The sequence below is a fragment of the Streptococcus sp. 'caviae' genome, assembly GCF_001937065.1.
Taxonomy (GTDB): Bacteria; Bacillota; Bacilli; order Lactobacillales; family Streptococcaceae; genus Streptococcus.
Map to the genome: position 1 here is coordinate 174,339 of NZ_MOWR01000003.1, position 18,822 is coordinate 193,160.

An 18,822-nucleotide genomic window follows, 5' to 3' on the forward strand; every position below is an offset into this window, starting at 1 on the left:
ATGAGAATTACAGTACCTGCAACATCGGCCAATGTCGGACCGGGTTTTGACTCTGTTGGTGTTGCCCTTTCCAAATATCTTTCTATTGAGGTCTTAGAAGCAGCTGATGCCTGGGAGATTAGTCATGATTTGGACAATATTCCAAGCGATGACAGCAATTTGCTGATTGTGACAGCCTTAAAGGTTGCTCCTGATCTTAAACCGCATCGCCTGCGAATGACCAGTGATATCCCCCTTGCAAGAGGCTTAGGCTCATCGAGTTCTGTTATTGTTGCCGGGATTGAGCTGGCCAATCAATTGGCAGATTTACAGCTGACAGCCGGTGAAAAGCTCAATATTGCCACCGCCATCGAAGGCCATCCTGATAATGTGGCGCCGGCTATTTTTGGCAATCTTGTCGTATCCAGCTATGTTGATGGAAAAGTTAATTATATTGCCGGCAGCTTTCCTAAATGTTCTTTTGTGACCTTTATTCCTAATTATGAGCTGAAGACCAGTGACAGCCGCGGTGTTCTGCCTGATCAGCTGAATTATAAGGAAGCCGTTGCAGCCAGTTCCATTGCCAATGTAGCTGTTGCAGGGCTTTTGACCGGTGATTTAAAGACTGCCGGGAAAGCCATTGAAGGCGATCTTTTCCACGAACGTTTCCGCCAGTCGCTTGTTAAAGAATTCTCAGCCATTAAAGCCATTGGTGAACAAAACGGAGCCTATGCGACTTACCTTTCCGGAGCCGGTCCGACTGTTATTGTTTTGGCCGATCAGGACAATGAGGAAGCAATCAAAGCAGCCATTGATCGTCTTTGCTTGGATGGGACGAGCTGTATTTTATCTGTTGACACTGAAGGAGTAAGGATTGAAAGAGACTAGACAGGGACTGTTACTCGGTTTAGGAGCATATGTGTTATGGGGAGTTATCTCCCTTTTTTGGAAACAATTATCAGGAGTTAACGCCTATGCGATTTTTTCCTACCGCATCCTTTGGACCCTAGTAACCATGCTGCTTTATATGTTTTTATCAAAGCGTCAGAGCATTTATAAAAAACAGCTAAGTGAGCTATTGGCAGATAAACAGGCAGGAAGGAACATGATCTTAGCCAGTTTTTTAATTGCCATCAACTGGCTTTCTTATATTTATGCGGTTACTAACCAGCAGGCTACTCAGGCCAGTCTGGGCTATTATGTTATGCCTTTGGTATCCGTGCTTTTGTCGCTGATCTTTTTGCGGGAGCGGCTGGACAGGTGGACCGTATTTTCTGTATTGTTGGCTGCCTTTGGAGTTGTTATTCTTATACTTAATACGGGAAAAGTTCCTTTGATAACGTTTCTGCTGGCCTTTTCTTTTGCTTTTTATGGCTTGATTAAGAAAAACGTCAAGCTTTCCAGTGATGTAGCCATGCTGGTAGAAGCTGCTGTTATAGCACCTTTAGCCTTAGTCTATCTCTTCTTTTTCAGTAATGAAAGCCTGTTTGACTACAGTCTTTGGGAAAATATTCTGCTGATGGCTTCTGGATTTATAACGGCTGTTCCGCTCTTGCTGTTTGCTGAAGGAGTCAAAAAGGCCCCTCTCAATTTAATTGGCTTTATTCAGTACATCAATCCGACTATGCAGCTGTTGATTGCGGTTTTGATTTTTGGCGAAGCCATTACTCTTGGGGAGCTGCGCGGCTTTATTTTCATTTGGCTGGCGGTTTTCGTTTTTATTATGGGACAAATCTTAGCGCTAAGAAAAGGAAGATAAGAATCGGCAAAAGCCAGTTTTTCATAAATGGTAAAAAGGAGGCGGCCGGTTTTTCATTTCTGGCCAATAAATTGGAGAAGCAATGAACTATCAAGAAGCCTTGGCTTGGATAAATGACAATTTAAAATTTGGGATCAAACCAGGTATTGAGCGGATGGCCTGGATGCTGGAAAAATTAGGCAATCCGCAGAAAAATATTTGTGGCATCCATGTTGTCGGAACTAACGGAAAAGGGTCAACCGTCAACTACCTGCAAAACATTTTTAGCCAAGCAGGCTATAATGTCGGTACCTTTACCTCTCCTTATATTATTGATTTCAGGGAACGCATTTCTGTCAACGGCCAAATGATCAGCAAAGAAGAACTGGTTGGTCTGGTTCAGCTAATCAAGCCTGTGGTTGAACGTCTGCCGCTTGAAACAGACCTGGAAGCAGCAACAGAATTTGAAATCATCACACTGCTGATGTTCGTTTATTTCGGGCAGGTTCATCCGGTTGATGTGGCGATTATTGAAGCAGGAATGGGAGGTCTGACCGATTCAACCAATGTCTTTGAGGCACAGGCGGTCATCTGCACCTCTATCGGTCTGGACCACCAGGCTGTCTTGGGAAATACCCACGCTGAGATTGCCGGGCAGAAGGCCGGCGTTCTAAAAGACAAGGTGCCCTTTATTTTTGCGGAAAAGCGCAGTGATGTGAAGGCTGTTTTTTATCAAAAGGTTAAGGAAACGCACAGCCCTCTTTATCAATTGGGAGAAGATTTTAAGATTTGGGATAAGGGAGCTGTTTTTGATTTTAGCTATGGCAGTGATACCATTTCTGATATCCGTCTTGTGATGAAAGGACGGCACCAAAGATCCAACGCTGCTTTGGCTGTTATGGCCAGTCTTTTGCTGCAAAAAGAGTTTCCAAAAGTGACAACAACCGTCATTAAGAGTGCCTTGGCAGACAGCCGCTGGGCAGGTCGAACGGAATTTATCAGAGAAAATCTCATGATTGACGGTGCCCACAACAATGAAAGTGTGACTGTATTAACTGATCTTTTAAAGGAGCAGTATGCTGACAAAAACATTCATGTACTTTTTGCTGCTATTGCCGGCAAACCAGTTGAAACGATGCTTGAGCGGCTGAGTCAATTAGCAGATGTGACAGTGACGTCTTTTTCTTACCCCAGGGCGCTTGCTTTGGAAGAGTATCCTTGCCAATATGAACAGGTGCCTGATTTTTCAGTCTGGCTGAAAAGGCTTGAAAAAGCTAAGAAAGAGGACCTCTATGTCATCACAGGGTCGCTTTATTTTATTTCACAGGTCAGAAAAGAACTTTTGAAAAATAAAGAAATAAGCTATAATAAAATGTATTAAAAAAAGAGTGAGAAGGTAAATGTCAGACCAAAAGAAAATTGAAGAGGCTGTTTATCAGCTTTTAGAAGCACTGGGCGAAAATCCTGAACGCGAAGGGCTTTTAGACACACCAAAGCGTGTTGCCAGAATGTATCAGGAAATGTTTTCCGGCTTAAATGAAGATCCTAAGGATCAATTTACAGCCGTTTTTTCTGAAGAACACGACGAAGTCGTTTTAGTTAAAGATATCCCCTTTTATTCCATGTGTGAACACCATCTGGTTCCTTTTTACGGAACAGCCCATGTCGCCTATATGCCCAGCGGCGGTCGGGTAACAGGGCTCAGTAAGCTGGCACGAGCAGTAGAAGTAGCCAGCAGGCGGCCGCAGCTGCAGGAGCGTTTGACAGCCCAAGTAGCTGATGCACTTGAAGAAGCTCTAAATCCCAAGGGTGTCTTTGTTATGATTGAGGCCGAGCACATGTGCATGACCATGCGAGGTATTAAAAAGCCCGGCAGCAAAACAGTAACCAGCGCAGCCAGAGGCCTTTGCCGTTCTGACAAAGAAGTTCGGCGGGAAATTATTTCGATGATTCACAATTAAGGAGTTAATATGAAAATTGGCAAGCATGAATTGGCGGATCAGGCGGTCATTATGGGGATTCTCAATGTGACCCCGGATTCTTTTTCTGACGGAGGTCAGTATGTTTCTGTCGACCAAGCTCTCAAGCAAACTGAAGAAATGCTGGCGGCAGGTGCTCAAATTATTGACGTCGGCGGGGAATCCACCCGCCCCGGAGCTGAATTTGTTTCCGCCGAGGATGAAATAAAACGGACTGTGCCGGTTATCAAAGCGATCAAAGAGCGGTTTGACTGTCTCGTCAGCATTGATACCTACAAGACAGAAACAGCCCAGGCGGCACTTGAAGCAGGTACTGACATTTTAAACGATGTCTGGTCAGGGCTCTATGACGGCCGCATGTTTGAATTGGCAGCGCAGAAAGATGTTCCAATCATTCTCATGCACAATCAAAAAGATGAAGTCTACGGTGATATTACTCAGGATGTCTGTCATTTTTTGCTGGAACGTGCAGAATCAGCCCAAAAAGCCGGTGTCAAAAAAGAAAATATTTGGCTGGATCCCGGTTTTGGCTTTGCTAAAAACGTTGAGCAAAATCTGGAGCTTTTGAAAGGTTTGAAGCAAGTCACCCATCTTGGTTACCCTGTTTTGTTTGGTATCTCCAGAAAACGTGTCGTGGACAGTATGCTTGGCGGCGGTACAAAACCGCAGGAACGCGACATGGCAACAGCGGCTCTGTCTGCTTACGCTATTGATAAGGGCTGCCAGATTGTCAGAGTTCACAATGTACCGGCCAATAAGGATATTGTCAAGGTCACAAGCCAGTTGATGTGAGGTTTTATGGATAAGATTATGCTAAAGGGCTGCCGTTTTTACGCTTATCACGGCGCTTTTTCTGAGGAACAGACATTGGGCCAGATCTTTGTCGTCGATGCTGAATTAGCTGTGGATTTAAAGGCTGCATCAGAAACAGATAATCTGGAAGATACGGTTCACTACGGCAAAATTTTTGAGGTCATCAAAGATCGCGTCGAAAACAGCCGTTATGCTCTAATTGAAAAGCTGGCAGGCGCTGTCTGTCAGGATATTTTTGAGCACTTTCCGGCCATCTTGGCTGTTACAATCCGAATCACCAAGGAAAATCCGCCCATTGCCGGTCACTATGACGCTGTTGGCGTGGAATTAAAGCGAGAACGCCCATGACAGCTGTTTATTTGGGTTTAGGCAGCAATATTGAAAATAGGGAAGCTTATTTGGAGAAAGCCTTGGCCAGTCTGGCTGAACTGCCTCATACCCGACTGATTAACCAATCTGTCATATATGAAACGGCAGCCTGGGGCAAGACTGATCAGGCTGATTTTTTAAATGTAGTTTGTCAGCTGGAAACTGATTTGTCACCGCAGGAGCTGCTGCAAAGCTGTCAGAACATTGAAAAGCAATTGGGCCGCATTCGCCATGAGCACTGGGGTCCAAGAACAATTGACATCGACATTCTCTTTTATGGTCATGAGATTATTGACAAAGAAGAGCTGCAAGTGCCTCATCCCTATCTTCAGGACCGTGCTTTTGTGCTGGTACCGCTGAATGACATTGCCGGCAGCTTGATCCATCCGCTGCTAAAGCAATCGATTGCCGATTTACTGCAACGAGTGGATAAGTCGGGAGTGAAACCTCTCAAAAACTGATTCTTTGCTGTCAGATTTTTCTCTTCACATTTAGTTCTGCTAAAGAGAGTGGATAATGATGACTTAAAAATCATGTCTTCTGTCGTCAAAGTAAATAAAATTTGATATAATAAAATCGGTTTGATTACCGATTTTTTTAGTATTGAACAGTATAGAATTGAGATTACCATGTTAAAAGAAATAAAAACAAGCTTAGAAGGTATTGATATCCGTTTTAACGAACCTCTGAAAAAATACACCTATACCAAGGTTGGCGGCCCGGCTGATTTTCTTGCCTTTCCGCGCAATCGCTATGAACTGGCAAGAATCGTTAAGTTTGCCAACAAGCACAATCTGCCCTGGATGGTTTTAGGCAATGCCAGCAACTTGATTGTCCGTGACGGCGGAATCCGGGGATTTGTCATTATGTTTGACAAGCTCAATAGTGTTACGGTTGACGGCTATGTTATCGAAGCGGAAGCCGGCTCTAATTTAATTGAAACAACCAAGGTTGCTCAATACCACAGTCTGACAGGTTTTGAGTTTGCCTGCGGTATTCCGGGCAGTGTCGGAGGAGCCGTCTTTATGAATGCGGGGGCTTACGGAGGCGAGATTTCTCATATTTTAATTTCTGCGCAGGTTTTGACTAGAGATGGGGAAATCAAGACGGTTGAAGCACGTGATATGCGTTTTGGCTACCGCAGATCGGCCTTTCAGGACAATAAAGAAGTTGTGATTTCAGCCAAATTTTCTCTCAAACCTGGCGACTACACCGTTATCAGTCAGGAAATGCGGCGTCTCAATCACCTGCGAGCCCTGAAACAGCCCTTGGAACACCCGTCCTGCGGCTCTGTTTTCAAGCGCCCTATGGGACATTTTGCAGGCCAGCTCATCATGGAAGCTCATCTCATGGGACATCGGATTGGCGGTGTGGAAGTCAGCAAGAAACATGCCGGATTCATGGTTAATATTGACAATGGAACCGCTAAAAATTATGAAGATTTAATTGCGGATGTCATCCGCAGAGTTAAAGAACATTCTGGGGTCACTTTGGAACCGGAAGTTCGCATTATCGGTGAAAAAGAGATACAAGCGGAGGACGCGTAAGCATTGACTAATCCAATCATTGCCTTTAAAAATGTTTCGAAAGTCTTTGAGGACAATGGTACTGTTGTTTTAAAAGATATTAATTTTGAACTGGAAGAAGGAAAGTTTTATACGCTTCTTGGGGCCTCAGGTTCAGGAAAATCAACCATCCTAAATCTTATCGCAGGCTTATTGGAAGTCAGCAGCGGTGATATTTTTCTTGACGGCAAAAGAATCAATGACCTGCCTATCAACAAGCGTGATGTTCATACGGTTTTCCAGTCCTATGCCCTCTTTCCTCATATGACTGTTTTTGAAAATGTTGCTTTTCCGCTCAAACTGCAAAAAATAGCTAAAAAAGAAATTGAGAGCCGGGTAGCAGAAGTGCTGAAAATGGTCCGTTTGGCCGGCTTTGAGAAACGTGCAATTCAAAAATTATCAGGCGGCCAGAGGCAGCGCGTGGCTATCGCCCGTGCCATTATCAATCAGCCCAAGGTTGTTTTGCTGGATGAGCCGCTGTCAGCGCTGGATCTAAAACTGCGGACCGAAATGCAGTATGAACTGCGGGAATTGCAGCAACGGCTGGGAATCACCTTTGTTTTTGTTACTCATGATCAGGAAGAAGCTCTGGCTATGAGCGATTGGATCTTTGTCATGAATGACGGTGAAATTGTCCAGTCCGGTACTCCGGTTGATATTTACGATGAGCCCATCAATCATTTTGTAGCAACATTTATTGGTGAATCCAATATTTTGCCGGCAACCATGATTGAAGATTACTTGGTAGAATTCAACGGCCGGCAGTTTGAAGCAGTTGATGGCGGTATGCGTCCCAACGAACCTGTCGAGGTGGTTATCCGGCCGGAAGATCTGCAAATCACGCTGCCTGAGGAAGGCAAGCTGCAGGTTAAAGTAGACACGCAGCTTTTTCGCGGTGTCCACTATGAAATCATTGCCTATGATGAGCTTGGCAATGAGTGGATGATTCATTCGACCCGCAAGGCTATTGAAGGTGAGATCATCGGACTGGACTTCAGGCCTGAAGACATTCATATTATGCGCCTCAATGAGACTGAAGAAGAGTTTGATGCCCGCCTTGAAGAATACGCGGAAACCCAAGAGCACGAAGATGGCCTGATCAATGCTATAGAGGAGGAGCGCCATGAAGAAAAAGTTTAATGCCTTTTCTCTCCCCTATCTTCTTTGGATAGGCCTTTTTGTTTTAGCACCGGTTGCTCTTATTCTGTATAAATCTTTTTTTGACATTGAAGGACACCTGACACTGGGGAACTACCAAACTTTTTTTGCCAGCTGGACTTATCTGCGAATGAGTCTCAATTCTATTTTATATGCTGCTATTATCACACTGGTGACACTGCTGATTGCCTATCCGGCTGCCTTGATTCTGACGCGGCTCAAGCAAAAACAGCTCTGGCTGATGTTGGTTATTTTGCCGACTTGGGTCAATCTCCTGCTTAAAGCCTATGCCTTTATGGGCATCTTTGGCCGTCAGGGCGGTGTCAACAGCTTTCTGCAATTTATGGGTCTTGCGCCCAAGCAGATTCTTTTTACGGATTTTTCCTTTATTTTTGTGGCTTCTTATATTGAAATTCCCTTTATGATTCTGCCGATTTTCAATGCGCTGGATGATATTGATTCCAATTTGATCCATGCCAGCCGCGATTTAGGAGCAACCGATTGGCAAACCTTTGTCAAGGTCGTTTTTCCTCTGTCTCTAAACGGGGTCAGAAGCGGTGTTCAGTCTGTTTTTATTCCCAGTCTCAGCTTGTTTATGCTGACGCGGCTGATTGGCGGCAATCGTGTGATTACACTGGGGACGGCTATTGAACAGCATTTTTTGACAACGCAGAACTGGGGAATGGGTTCAACCATTGGAGTGGTTTTAATTCTAACCATGCTTCTTATCATGTGGGCGACAAAGGAGAGAAATAAATGAAAAAAATAGCTAATCTTTATTTAATCCTTGTCTTTTTAATCCTTTATATCCCTATTTTTTACCTGATCTTTTATTCCTTCAATCAGGCGGGAGACATGAATCACTTCACCGGTTTTACTCTGGAGCATTATGAGAGCATGTTTGGTGACAAACGGCTGATGCTGATTTTAGCCGAAACCTTTCTTGTTGCTTTTTTAAGTTCTTTATTGGCAACGATTATCGGAACTTTTGGCGCCATCTTTATTTATCAAACAAAAAGAAAGGCTCAAAATGCTATCCTGTCTGTCAACAATGTTCTTATGGTGGCTCCTGATGTTATGATTGGCGCTTCTTTTCTGATCCTTTTTACTTTTATTGGTTTTAAATTAGGCATGCTTTCGGTGCTTCTCAGCCACATTGCCTTTTCCATTCCTATCGTTGTTCTTATGGTGCTGCCGCGATTGAAAGAAATGAACGATGATATGGTCAATGCTGCCTATGATTTGGGTGCCAGTCATTTTCAGATGTTAAAAGAAGTCATGCTGCCTTATCTGACGCCTAGTATCATTGCCGGCTATTTCATGGCTTTTACCTATTCTTTGGATGATTTTGCCGTTACCTTTTTTGTCACCGGAAATGGCTTTTCGACTCTTTCAGTGGAAATTTATTCTCGAGCCCGTCAAGGGATTTCTTTAGAAATCAACGCTCTGTCTGCTGTCGTTTTTCTGTTCAGCATTCTGCTTGTGATCGGCTATTACTTTATTTCTCAGGATAAGGAGGAAAGACATGCATAAACTTTACTCTTTTATGGGGGGTGTCTTGGCTATTGTTCTCGTTTTGGCCGGTCTGGTTTTTTACATGAGCAGGCAGGCAAGCGGCAGCGGCAAGTCTGATAAGCTGGTTATCTATAATTGGGGTGACTACATTGATCCTGAGCTTTTGACAAAATTCACCAAGGAAACCGGCATCCAGATTCAATATGAGACCTTTGATTCCAATGAAGCCATGTACACTAAAATCAAGCAGGGCGGTACAACCTATGATATCGCTGTTCCCAGCGATTACATGATTAGTAAGATGAGAGCTGAACGGCTTTTGGTCAAACTTGATCAATCGCAAATCAAAGGCTGGAATAATCTTGACCGGCAATTTCTTGGAAAAAGCTTCGATCCGTCAAATGCCTATTCGATCCCTTATTTCTGGGGAACAGTGGGAATTGTTTACAACAGCAAGATGCTGACTGAGGCGCCCAAGCACTGGAGTGACCTTTGGAATAAAGACTATGCCAACAGTATCATGCTGGTTGACGGTGCCCGCGAGGTCATCGGATTTGGTCTGAACAGTCTTGGCTACAGTTTAAACACTAAAAATTCCGCAGAGCTAAAAAAAGCTGAAAACAGGCTGAACCAATTAACACCCAACATCAAGGCTATTGTCGGCGATGAAATGAAAGGGTATTTAATCAGGGGTGATGCCGCTTTGGGAGTGACTTTTTCCGGTGAAGCCAGCGAAATGCTGGATGCTAATGAGGATTTACGCTATCTTGTTCCCAGTGAAGGGTCAAATCTTTGGTTTGATAATCTGGTGATTCCTAAAACGGTAAAACACAAAAAAGAAGCCTATGCATTTATTAATTTCATGCTAAAACCGCAAAATGCTGCTCAAAACGCCAGCTATATCGGCTATGCGACACCAAATGCCAAGGCCAAAGAGCTGCTGCCGGCTGATATCAAAAACAATAAGGCTTTTTACCCCGATGCTAAAACGGTCAGCCGTTTGGAAGTCTATGATAATCTCGGTAAAAAATGGCTGGGTGTCTATAATGATCTCTATCTGCAGTTTAAAATGTACCGTAAGTAGTTAGAAGCAGGAAAAAGTTCAAACATTTTAAGTTTTGGCTTGTTTTTACAGGCATTCTACTGTCAGCTGTTTCCCGCTTGTCCTCAAGGTCAGCTGCTGCATTAAGAGTTTATTCTAGATATAAAGAACGGATGAGTTTTTGCTTAGGCTCATGAGACGGAAGTCTTTACTTTTTGTCATTTGATTTGATATGATATAAAAGAGTGCTCGTTTATGAAGGGCTGAGGAAAATATTATGAAAATTGATAAAGTATTTAATAATAATGTTGTTCAGGTTCTGGGTGATAAGGATGAAGAGATTATTGTGATGGGAAAAGGGCTGGGCTTTCAAAAAAAGCCTGGCGATGAAGTCGATCAAGCATTAATCGAAAAACGCTTTATCTTGCAAGATACGGATATGGCAGGTGAATTATCACGTGTCTATGTCGATCTTGACAGCGATGAGATCAAGCTGGTTCTTGACATTATCCATCACGGACAGGACGTTTTAGAGCAAACCTTTGATATTTCACTGTATATTGCTTTGGCTGATCACCTGCACTATACGATTGAGCGGACAAAAGAAGGCCTGAGCCTGCAAAATCCGCTGTCTTGGGAAGTCAGAAAGTTTTACCCCCGAGAATTCCAGCTGGGCAGAGAGGCCATCAAGTATATCAAGGACAAACTGGGTGTAGAGCTGGCTGATGATGAAGCAGCTTCGATTGCTCTGCATTTTATTAATGCGCAAAAAGACGGCGGTTTGCTGGAGAAAAATCGCTTAATTTCCAAGATTGTTATCGATATTTTGGAAATTGTCCGCCTGCATTTTGGTCAAATCACAGATGAAGAATCTGTCAGTTATAATCGCTTTGTCACCCATGTTCAGTATTTTGCTCAGCGTGTTGCAAACGGTCTTGTTCAGGGAAAAAATGATGCTTTCCTTTATGAGCAGGTTAAGGACAACTACCCGCAGGCTTTTGCCTGTACCGAAAAAATTAAATCCTATGTTGTGTCCGGCTATGATTTTCCCATGAGCAGGGATGAGCAGGTTTATCTCACCATTCATATCCAGCGCCTAGAAGCCAGCCAGTAGGGCTGGGTTTTTAAAATATTTTTGTAAAAGCGCTTGCAAAATGAAATTGATATGTTATAATAATACTCATAAAGGATTGTTACTGATTAAGCAGGCAAAACCTAGATAAATACGAATTGATTGCAAAGAGTGTGTGTCTTTGTTCAGTCATTTGGTATTTGTTTAGGTTTTTTTGCGTGTGAGATGGTAATCATTCTAAAAATAACTGAGCACGCCTACGACTCTTTGGAAAAAGATAACCATTTCCTAGATGCAAACATCTTCGTCATGGTTCCTATTTTCCTATGAGTCGCTTAACGGCTTAGCATCTTATTTAACTGAGCACGCCTACGACTCTTTGGAAAAAGATAACCATTTCCTAGATGCAAACATCTTCGTCATGGTTCCTATTTTCCTATGAGTCGCTTATAACGGCTTAGCATCTTATGAAAGGAGCCTAAAATGGCTAAAGATTATACTGAATTGGCAAATGATATTGTCAAGCATGTCGGCGGCAAGGATAACATTGTCAAATTAGTTCACTGTATCACCCGTTTGCGTTTTACTCTCAAAGATGAAAGTAAGGCCGACGAAGAGTACCTCAAACAGCGAGAAGGTATTGTAACTGTGGTGAAAGCAGGAGGACAGTTCCAAGTCGTCATCGGAAATCATGTTCCCGATGTTTACGCTGCTGTCCTGAAAGTCAGCGGAATCACCGGCGAAGGCAGCGTTGATATTGATGAGGGAGATGTGCCAAAGGGCAATCTGTTTGACCGCTTTATCGCTTTGGTATCCGGACTTTTCCAACCTATGCTTGGTGCCCTTTCGGCAGCAGGTATGATTAAGGGACTGGTTGCTATTTTAGCAGCAGTAGGAGTTCCTGAAACATATGGCGCTTACGTTGTTCTTAACGCAGCAGGTGATGGTTTCTTCCAATTCTTGCCGCTCATCTTGGCATTGACCGCAGCCAAACGGTTCAAGATGGAACAATTTACTGCTCTGGCTATCGGTTTTGCCATGGTCTATCCTAATATAGCTGCCAGTTTGACTGCCAAAGAACCGCTTTATACTTTGTTCTCTGGAACCTTAATTGAATCACCTATTTATTCAACTTTCTTCGGTATTCCGATTATTTTCCCGGCTTCCAGCTATCTGCAGACAGTCTTACCGATCATTGTTGCCGTTTGGGCAGGTTCCAAGATTGAAGGATTCTTTAAGAAGATTATTCCGGATGTTGTTAAGGTCTTTGTCGTTCCTTTCTTTACCATCTTGATTACTGTTCCTTTGTCTTTCCTTCTTATCGGTCCTGTTATGAGCTGGGCTTCTGATCTTGTTGGTGCTATCTTCACAGGTATTTACAGCCTCAGCCCAATTATCTACGGTATTGCTTTGGGTGCTATGTGGCAAATACTGGTTATGTTTGGACTTCACTGGGGACTTGTTCCATTGGCTATTTTGGAGCTGCAAAAAGGTCCCGGTTTTATCCTTGTTGCAACCGTAGCTATCTGTTTTGCACAAGCAGGTGCTTTGCTTAACATCATGATGCGCACTAAAGAAAATAAAGTCAGACAGTTATCTATCCCAGCCTTTATTTCTGCTCTCTTTGGGGTAACTGAACCCGCTATCTATGGTATTACCCTGCCAATGCGTCTGCCATTTATCATGACTTGTATTTCCGGCGCTATTTCCGGTGCTTACCTGTCACTCTTCAATGTTAAAATGCAGGTTATGGGCGGATTGGGACTCTTTGCCATTCCATCATTTATCAACCCTAAAGATTCAATGACCCTCATTCACTTCTTGATTGCGATTGTCATGAACTTTGTTCTTGGTTTTGTTTTGACACAGTTTGTTAAAATCCCTTATCTTTACGGTCAGCCTGGGTCTGAAAGTGCAGGCAGCAGTTCAGAAGAAGAAACTGTTCAGGAATTAAAAGAAATCAAGCAAGAAATCATTGCCAGTCCTCTGATTGGTAAAGTTGTCAAACTGGAAGATGTCCCTGACGAAGTGTTTGCTTCCGGAGCTATGGGCAAGGGTATTGCTATCGATCCGGCTGACGGTGTCGTCGTTGCACCTGCCAAAGGAGAAGTAACATTGGTCTTTCCGACTAAGCATGCGATTGGTCTGAAGACTGAAAATGGTGCTGAAATTTTGATCCATATCGGTATGGATACTGTCTCACTTGCCGGCAAAGGCTTTAAAGGTTTTGTTGAAGTTGGTGATAAGGTGGAAGCTGGTCAGACCCTGCTTGAGTTTGATGTGAATACAATCAAAGCAGCAGGCTTGCCGGTTATCACGCCAGTCATTGTCACAAACTCAGACCAATATGAAGACGTTTTGACCACACAGGAACGAACGATCGAAGCAGGCGATTATCTCCTGACAGCTGTCAAATAACACTCCATAATTATAAGATCGGAAAAAACATTCCGGTCTTATTTTTATTTGCTAAAGACAGGCTGACAAATTCAGCTGCTGTTTTTGCGAATTAGCAGTAAATGATATTAAAATACGAAAGAATAATATTATCCTACTGAAAATAACCGAAGCGCTTGAAAGCGCAGTTTTGCTCTGCTAAGATGAAATCAGAGATTTTTGAGAAAGGAGGAGATTTTTATGCTTGGATGAAGAGTAGTACAAAACAAAATGAAAGCGTTTTAATTGTGTGAGGGATTATTATGAAAAAAGAAGTGAAAAAATTACTTGTTTTGGGAGCCTTGAGCTTTGCTGTTATGTCAGCAGATCGTGCTTTGGCATCTGATTCAGACAATCAGATTAATGATCTTAAAATCATTGTTAAGGGCTATGAGTTTGGCCCTGCAGTCCCTAAATTGCTTGTGAAGTTAGATCAAAAAGTTTCAAAGGTATCGTCTAAGGGGCTCAAGGTTCAGACTGCAGGTGTCAAACGCCAGGTTGAGAAGGTCTATTTGTCTGATAAAGCCGGCAATAAGAGCAAGGCTAAAGAGAGCCGCTATTTAACGATTCAAATGCCTGTCACCTATGACGTTGATGATGCTGATAAAAATGCATCGCCCTTTGTCTATAATATGGAAGTGTTTCACAATCAGTGGGTTAAGTCCTACCCTGTATCTATCAAGGGTTTGACTGTCAGCCAAAAGAAAAAATCCGCTCGTTTAGCTATTAGCAGCGATGCTGTCAACAAGCGGATTTCTCCGGACTCAGATGTTTTTAAGAATCGAGGAGAGTTTTCGAAAAATTATACTAATCCCTTAACCAAAAAGGACGAAAAGATCAGCCTAAAATATGCGGCTTATGAGCCCAAAAACTTGAAATCAGATCAGAAAAATCCTCTAATTATCTGGCTGCACGGTCAGGGAGAAGGCGGAACAGATCAAGATGTTACGCTGCTCGGCAATGAAGTGACAGCTCTTGCTAAAAAGAAAGTCCAAAATCATTTTACAGCAGGAAGCCAAACAGGAGCTTACGTTTTAACGGTACAAACGCCGACTTATTGGATGGATGAAGGGGACGGCACTAATGGTTCGGGCTCTGGGGTATCACGTTATACCCAAGCGCTGATGGACGCCATCAAGCAATATGTAGCTGATAATGAAGATGTAGATACTGATCGTATCTATTTGGCCGGCTGCTCTAACGGAGGCTACATGACGATCAATATGGCCCTGCACTATCCTCATTATTTTGCTGCCCTGGTTCCTCAGGCAGCAGCCTATTCTTACTATGAACATGAAAGAAATGCTGACGGAACTTATAAAATGGTAGAAGACAAGAGCAGTATTTCTGGTAAATCAGCTGTTCGTACAGATAAGGTTTGGTTTGACAGTCAAAAAGTGAAAACATTAAAGAACATCCCTATTTGGTTTGTTCATTCAGCAGCAGATAAGGTTGTCAACCCTAAAAACTACTCCCTGCCGATTTACAAGTCTCTGATTGACAGCGGCGCTAAGAACAAATGGTTCTCATATTATAAAAACGTACAAGGCCTTGATATGAAAGATACTGTCTATAACGGCCATTGGTCTTGGACATACTTCTTTAACGATCAAGTATCAGGCGTTCAAAAACCATCAGCTATCAAAAAAGCCTCAAAATTATCAGGATTCAAGGCCAGCAATAAGACCAAAGGCGGCTCTGCCACCGTCAAACTAGGCAAGAAATCCTACACCAATGTTTTTGACTGGCTGAATGATCAAAAGAAATAAAAGCAGTGTTATAAACAAGTACCATAAAAACGAACAAGTCAGTTTATTGGGATTCTCCCAAGCAGCTTGTTCGTTTTTAGCTATACTATTGCGGCCGAATGGTTTTGCCAAGTTTAGCTGGATTTCTTCGTGGTTTTCCGGTATTGACTGGGGGTCAGCTGATAATACCGCTTAAACTGACGGTTAAAATTCGATAGGTTATTGAAGCCGACTTCTGTTGCAATTTCAAGAATCGGTTTGATTGAATTGACAAGCAGATCGCAGGCTTTGCTGAGCCGAAATTGGATAATAAACTCGGTACATGATGTTCCCGTATGCTGTTTGAACACCGTCATAAAATGAGTTTTGCTGTAGCCAAAGAGCTTTGCCAGCATTTCGATAGACAGTTCTTCCTGATAATGCTGATGAATGTAGTCGATCAATTCGCGGATTTTTTCATTTTTTCGGTACATATCATCTGAATGTTTGCGCAGAACATACTGATGAAAATAGAGCAAGTAGATGAGTTCCTGCAGCTTAGCCTTTAACAGCAGCTCAAAGTGCCGTCCCTGTCTGTGATAAATATCAAAAATAGCAAACAGACAGTTTTTGATAGCCTTATAACCGGACATGCCGGGTTTGATACAAGGAACCAGTTTGAAACTGGAATGCTGCAGAGGCTGCAGATAACGAAGACTTATCTGATCTAAAAGCGAGTAGCCAACCATATCTAAATGAAAAAGCAAAGTCTCAGCCTTTTGCGCTTCGCTGCCGATAGGATGAATGGAGTGCATTCCATTTGGCCTTACGAGGATAATATCACCAGCCTGGCTGTTAAAATAATCATAATCAATGTGATACTGAGCCGTTCCCTCATAAATATAAGAAATCTCTAACTCAGGATGCCAGTGAAAAAGTGTGTCCGGAAACCCATTAGAAATAGCCGTTTCAAAAACTTTATAAGGCAGGAGCTGATTTTCGAAATCTGTTGTCTGTTTAAAGTTTTCGTCTGTTAAAAAGTCTTTCATTCTTACTCTTCCCAAATCGTAGGATAGTATTATTATAGCATATAATAAGCGATAGGAGATTAAAAAGAGAAAGTTGTTTTCACAAAATGTCTTTGATAAGAAATATTTTGTAATAAAAAAGAAATAAAATATTGACTTTTGTAATATTTGCAGATATAATTTTATATACGGGCTATCGCAACTAATATATTACAATGGGGACAGTGAAAGTGGACAAAAAGGATATTATTTTAACCGGTTTTTACAATGCGAGACTAAATAGTCAGCAGGAAGAACAGCTCATCTATAACTTACCAAATGAACAAACAGTCAAAATCAGCAGTGAAGGCAATACCTGTACTGAAGGTGAAGCAGCTTGGTATATTTATAACCGATGCGCTCAGCTAGGCAAGACTGTCAGCTCACACTGGAGTGCAGCAAGTGACTGGTGTGAGAAGGCACAGCAAGAAGGATATTCCGTCGGAAAGTCAGCTAAGGTTGGAGCGATTGCCTGTTTTTTAACAGATGATGCAGACGGAAATACAAAGGGTCATCTGGCCTTTGTAGAATATCTTAACAGCGATGGGAGTTTTGTAGTCAGCGAGATGCCTGAACCTAAAATTCTAAATTGGCGCTGTATAAGTCCTCAGGCGCAAGTTACTTTTATTTATCTTTAAACAAGCAAATTTTACAGCACAGCAGGCAAGCAAAAGTGCTGAACAAACTTTTTGGCACAGAGTCAGACAGTAAAATATCTAATAACAAGAAAAGAGAGCAGAAATCCACGAGGGTTTAGCCGTTTTTCTTGTTCTTTTTAATATCAAAGCATAGTATCAGTATTTCCAAAGATAGTGTCAGCGTTATCCTGTCTAAAAGTCGTATAATAGTATTATTAAAACGTGAAAGGAAACTTAACTATGGCTTACATATTTCCAGATGATTTTTTATGGGGCGGCGCAACAGCCGCTAATCAATTCGAAGGGGCTTATAACCAAGATGGCAAGGGCCTGTCAGTACAAGATGTGACACCTAAAGGCGGCGTTGCTCAGCCTGGTTCCTCAGCTCCTTTAATTACAGATGAGCCGACAGAGGACAATCTGAAATTAATAGGAATTGATTTTTACAATCGTTATAAGGAAGACATTGCGCTTTTTGCAGAAATGGGCTTTAAGGTTTTTCGGTTGTCAATTGCCTGGACGCGCATTTTTCCAAACGGTGACGATCAAGAGCCTAACGAAGCTGGACTCGCCTTTTATGACAAGGTCTTTGATGAATTGGCAAAATATGATATTGAACCTTTGGTGACACTGTCCCATTACGAAACACCTCTAAACTTGGCTCGTAAATACAATGGCTGGGCCAACCGTGACTTGATTGGTTTTTATGAACGTTATGTCCGTACCGTATTTACACGTTATAAGAATAAGGTCAAGTACTGGCTGACCTTTAATGAGGTGAATTCAGTTCTCCATGCCCCTTTTATGTCAGGCGGTATTATGACAGACCCTGAAAAATTAAGCAAGCAGGATCTTTATCAGGCGGTTCATCATGAGCTTGTGGCATCGGCACTTGCAACCAAAGTTGGCCATGAAATAAATCCAGATTTTCAAATTGGCTGTATGGTACTTGCCATGCCTGCCTATCCAATGACAGCTAATCCGCTTGACCAATTAGCTGTTCGGGAATTTGAAAACCAAAATTACTTATTCAGTGACTTGCATGCACGCGGGAAATATCCAAATTATATCAAGCGTTATTTTAAGGAAAACAATATTGAGATTCAGTTTGCTGATGGCGACAAAGAATTGATGCTGGAGAATACAGTTGACTTTATTTCATTTTCTTACTATATGAGTGTCGCAGCAGCGCACAATCCTGAAGCCTATGAAAGCGGCCGCGGCAATATCATGGGTGGTATTTCAAACCCTTATTTGGAGGCTTCGGAATGGGGCTGGCAGATTGATCCGATTGGCCTGCGGTTAGTACTCAACGACTTTTACGACCGCTACCAGCTGCCGCTCTTTATTGTTGAAAACGGTCTGGGCGCCAAGGATGTTCTTGTTCAAGGTCCGGATGGACCTACAGTTGAAGATGATTATCGTATTGATTATCTGCAAAAGCATTTGGTGCAGGTAGGAGAAGCGCTGCAAGACGGCGTGGAATTGCTTGGATATACCACTTGGGGACCAATTGACTTAGTTTCTGCTTCTACAGCAGAGTTGAGCAAGCGCTATGGCTTCATCTATGTAGACCGCAATGATGATGGTTCAGGGAGCTTGGAACGCTATAAGAAAAAATCATTTGACTGGTACAAGAAAGTCATCGCAACAAACGGAGCAAGTCTTTACGATTAAAGCAGCTGTGAAATCATAAAAATGCTGGAATTTTCTTCCAGCATTTT

At 42.6% G+C, this 18,822-nt stretch carries 18 protein-coding genes; 17 read left to right on the forward strand and 1 reads right to left on the reverse strand.

Features of this window, described 5'->3' with window-relative positions:
• The 15 genes from thrB (at window position 1) to BMI76_RS04590 (ending at window position 15,435) form a co-directional block, all read left to right on the forward strand.
• Entirely contained in the window at window positions 1-867 is an 867-nt protein-coding gene (thrB, locus tag BMI76_RS04520) for a homoserine kinase (protein WP_075346407.1), read from the forward strand.
• Window positions 854-1,738 carry an EamA family transporter RarD gene (gene rarD, locus BMI76_RS04525; RefSeq protein WP_075346408.1) on the forward strand — a complete coding sequence of 295 codons (885 nt, stop codon included), beginning with the start codon at window positions 854-856 and terminating at the stop codon, window positions 1,736-1,738. The genes thrB and rarD overlap by 14 nt, the downstream gene beginning before the upstream one ends.
• An 82-nt stretch (window positions 1,739-1,820) precedes the next feature.
• Entirely contained in the window at window positions 1,821-3,098 is a 1,278-nt protein-coding gene (locus tag BMI76_RS04530) for a folylpolyglutamate synthase/dihydrofolate synthase family protein (RefSeq protein WP_075346409.1), read from the forward strand.
• Between the two features lie 19 nt (window positions 3,099-3,117).
• On the forward strand, window positions 3,118-3,678 hold the full coding sequence (folE, locus tag BMI76_RS04535) for a GTP cyclohydrolase I FolE (protein WP_075346410.1): 561 nt from the start codon (window positions 3,118-3,120) through the stop codon (window positions 3,676-3,678).
• Window positions 3,679-3,687: 9 nt separating this feature from the next.
• The gene (folP, locus tag BMI76_RS04540) at window positions 3,688-4,488 is read left to right on the forward strand and encodes a dihydropteroate synthase (protein ID WP_075346411.1); all 801 of its coding nucleotides are present in this window, start codon (window positions 3,688-3,690) and stop codon (window positions 4,486-4,488) included.
• Between the two features lie 6 nt (window positions 4,489-4,494).
• Window positions 4,495-4,857, forward strand: a complete 363-nt coding sequence (gene folB / locus BMI76_RS04545) for a dihydroneopterin aldolase (RefSeq protein ID WP_075346412.1) — start codon at window positions 4,495-4,497, stop codon at window positions 4,855-4,857.
• Window positions 4,854-5,339 (forward strand): 2-amino-4-hydroxy-6-hydroxymethyldihydropteridine diphosphokinase, encoded by a 486-nt coding sequence (gene folK, locus BMI76_RS04550; protein ID WP_075346413.1) that lies wholly within the window; start codon window positions 4,854-4,856, stop codon window positions 5,337-5,339. Before folB ends, folK begins: the two co-directional genes overlap by 4 nt.
• Window positions 5,340-5,507: 168 nt before the next feature.
• Entirely contained in the window at window positions 5,508-6,425 is a 918-nt protein-coding gene (gene murB / locus BMI76_RS04555) for a UDP-N-acetylmuramate dehydrogenase (RefSeq protein ID WP_075346414.1), read from the forward strand.
• Between the two features lie 3 nt (window positions 6,426-6,428).
• Window positions 6,429-7,583 (forward strand): ABC transporter ATP-binding protein, encoded by a 1,155-nt coding sequence (locus BMI76_RS04560; protein ID WP_075346415.1) that lies wholly within the window; start codon window positions 6,429-6,431, stop codon window positions 7,581-7,583.
• Window positions 7,567-8,361, forward strand: coding sequence for an ABC transporter permease (locus BMI76_RS04565; RefSeq protein ID WP_075346416.1), 795 nt, complete (start codon window positions 7,567-7,569; stop codon window positions 8,359-8,361). Before BMI76_RS04560 ends, BMI76_RS04565 begins: the two co-directional genes overlap by 17 nt.
• Complete coding sequence (locus BMI76_RS04570; RefSeq protein WP_027976137.1) at window positions 8,358-9,134, forward strand: ABC transporter permease; 777 nt, start codon at window positions 8,358-8,360, stop codon at window positions 9,132-9,134. Before BMI76_RS04565 ends, BMI76_RS04570 begins: the two co-directional genes overlap by 4 nt.
• Window positions 9,127-10,200, forward strand: coding sequence for an ABC transporter substrate-binding protein (locus BMI76_RS04575; protein ID WP_075346417.1), 1,074 nt, complete (start codon window positions 9,127-9,129; stop codon window positions 10,198-10,200). Before BMI76_RS04570 ends, BMI76_RS04575 begins: the two co-directional genes overlap by 8 nt.
• A gap of 235 nt (window positions 10,201-10,435) precedes the next feature.
• Window positions 10,436-11,272 carry a BglG family transcription antiterminator LicT gene (gene licT, locus BMI76_RS04580; protein WP_075346418.1) on the forward strand — a complete coding sequence of 279 codons (837 nt, stop codon included), beginning with the start codon at window positions 10,436-10,438 and terminating at the stop codon, window positions 11,270-11,272.
• 441 nt (window positions 11,273-11,713) lie between these two features.
• A complete protein-coding gene (locus tag BMI76_RS04585; RefSeq protein ID WP_075346419.1) occupies window positions 11,714-13,648 on the forward strand; it encodes a beta-glucoside-specific PTS transporter subunit IIABC in 1,935 nt (644 codons plus the stop codon).
• Window positions 13,649-13,983: 335 nt separating this feature from the next.
• The gene (locus BMI76_RS04590) at window positions 13,984-15,435 is read left to right on the forward strand and encodes a prolyl oligopeptidase family serine peptidase (RefSeq protein ID WP_257615243.1); all 1,452 of its coding nucleotides are present in this window, start codon (window positions 13,984-13,986) and stop codon (window positions 15,433-15,435) included.
• A 113-nt stretch (window positions 15,436-15,548) separates the two neighbouring features.
• Here BMI76_RS04590 and BMI76_RS04595 read toward each other — a convergent pair whose 3' ends face one another.
• A complete protein-coding gene (locus tag BMI76_RS04595; RefSeq protein WP_075346421.1) occupies window positions 15,549-16,442 on the reverse strand; it encodes an AraC family transcriptional regulator in 894 nt (297 codons plus the stop codon).
• Window positions 16,443-16,636: 194 nt separating this feature from the next.
• Here BMI76_RS04595 and BMI76_RS04600 point away from each other — a divergent pair, with 194 nt between their 5' ends.
• A complete protein-coding gene (locus BMI76_RS04600) occupies window positions 16,637-17,098 on the forward strand; it encodes a CHAP domain-containing protein (RefSeq protein ID WP_075346422.1) in 462 nt (153 codons plus the stop codon).
• Between the two features lie 240 nt (window positions 17,099-17,338).
• A complete protein-coding gene (locus BMI76_RS04605) occupies window positions 17,339-18,775 on the forward strand; it encodes a glycoside hydrolase family 1 protein (RefSeq protein WP_075346423.1) in 1,437 nt (478 codons plus the stop codon).
• Window positions 18,776-18,822: the final 47 nt, after the last annotated feature.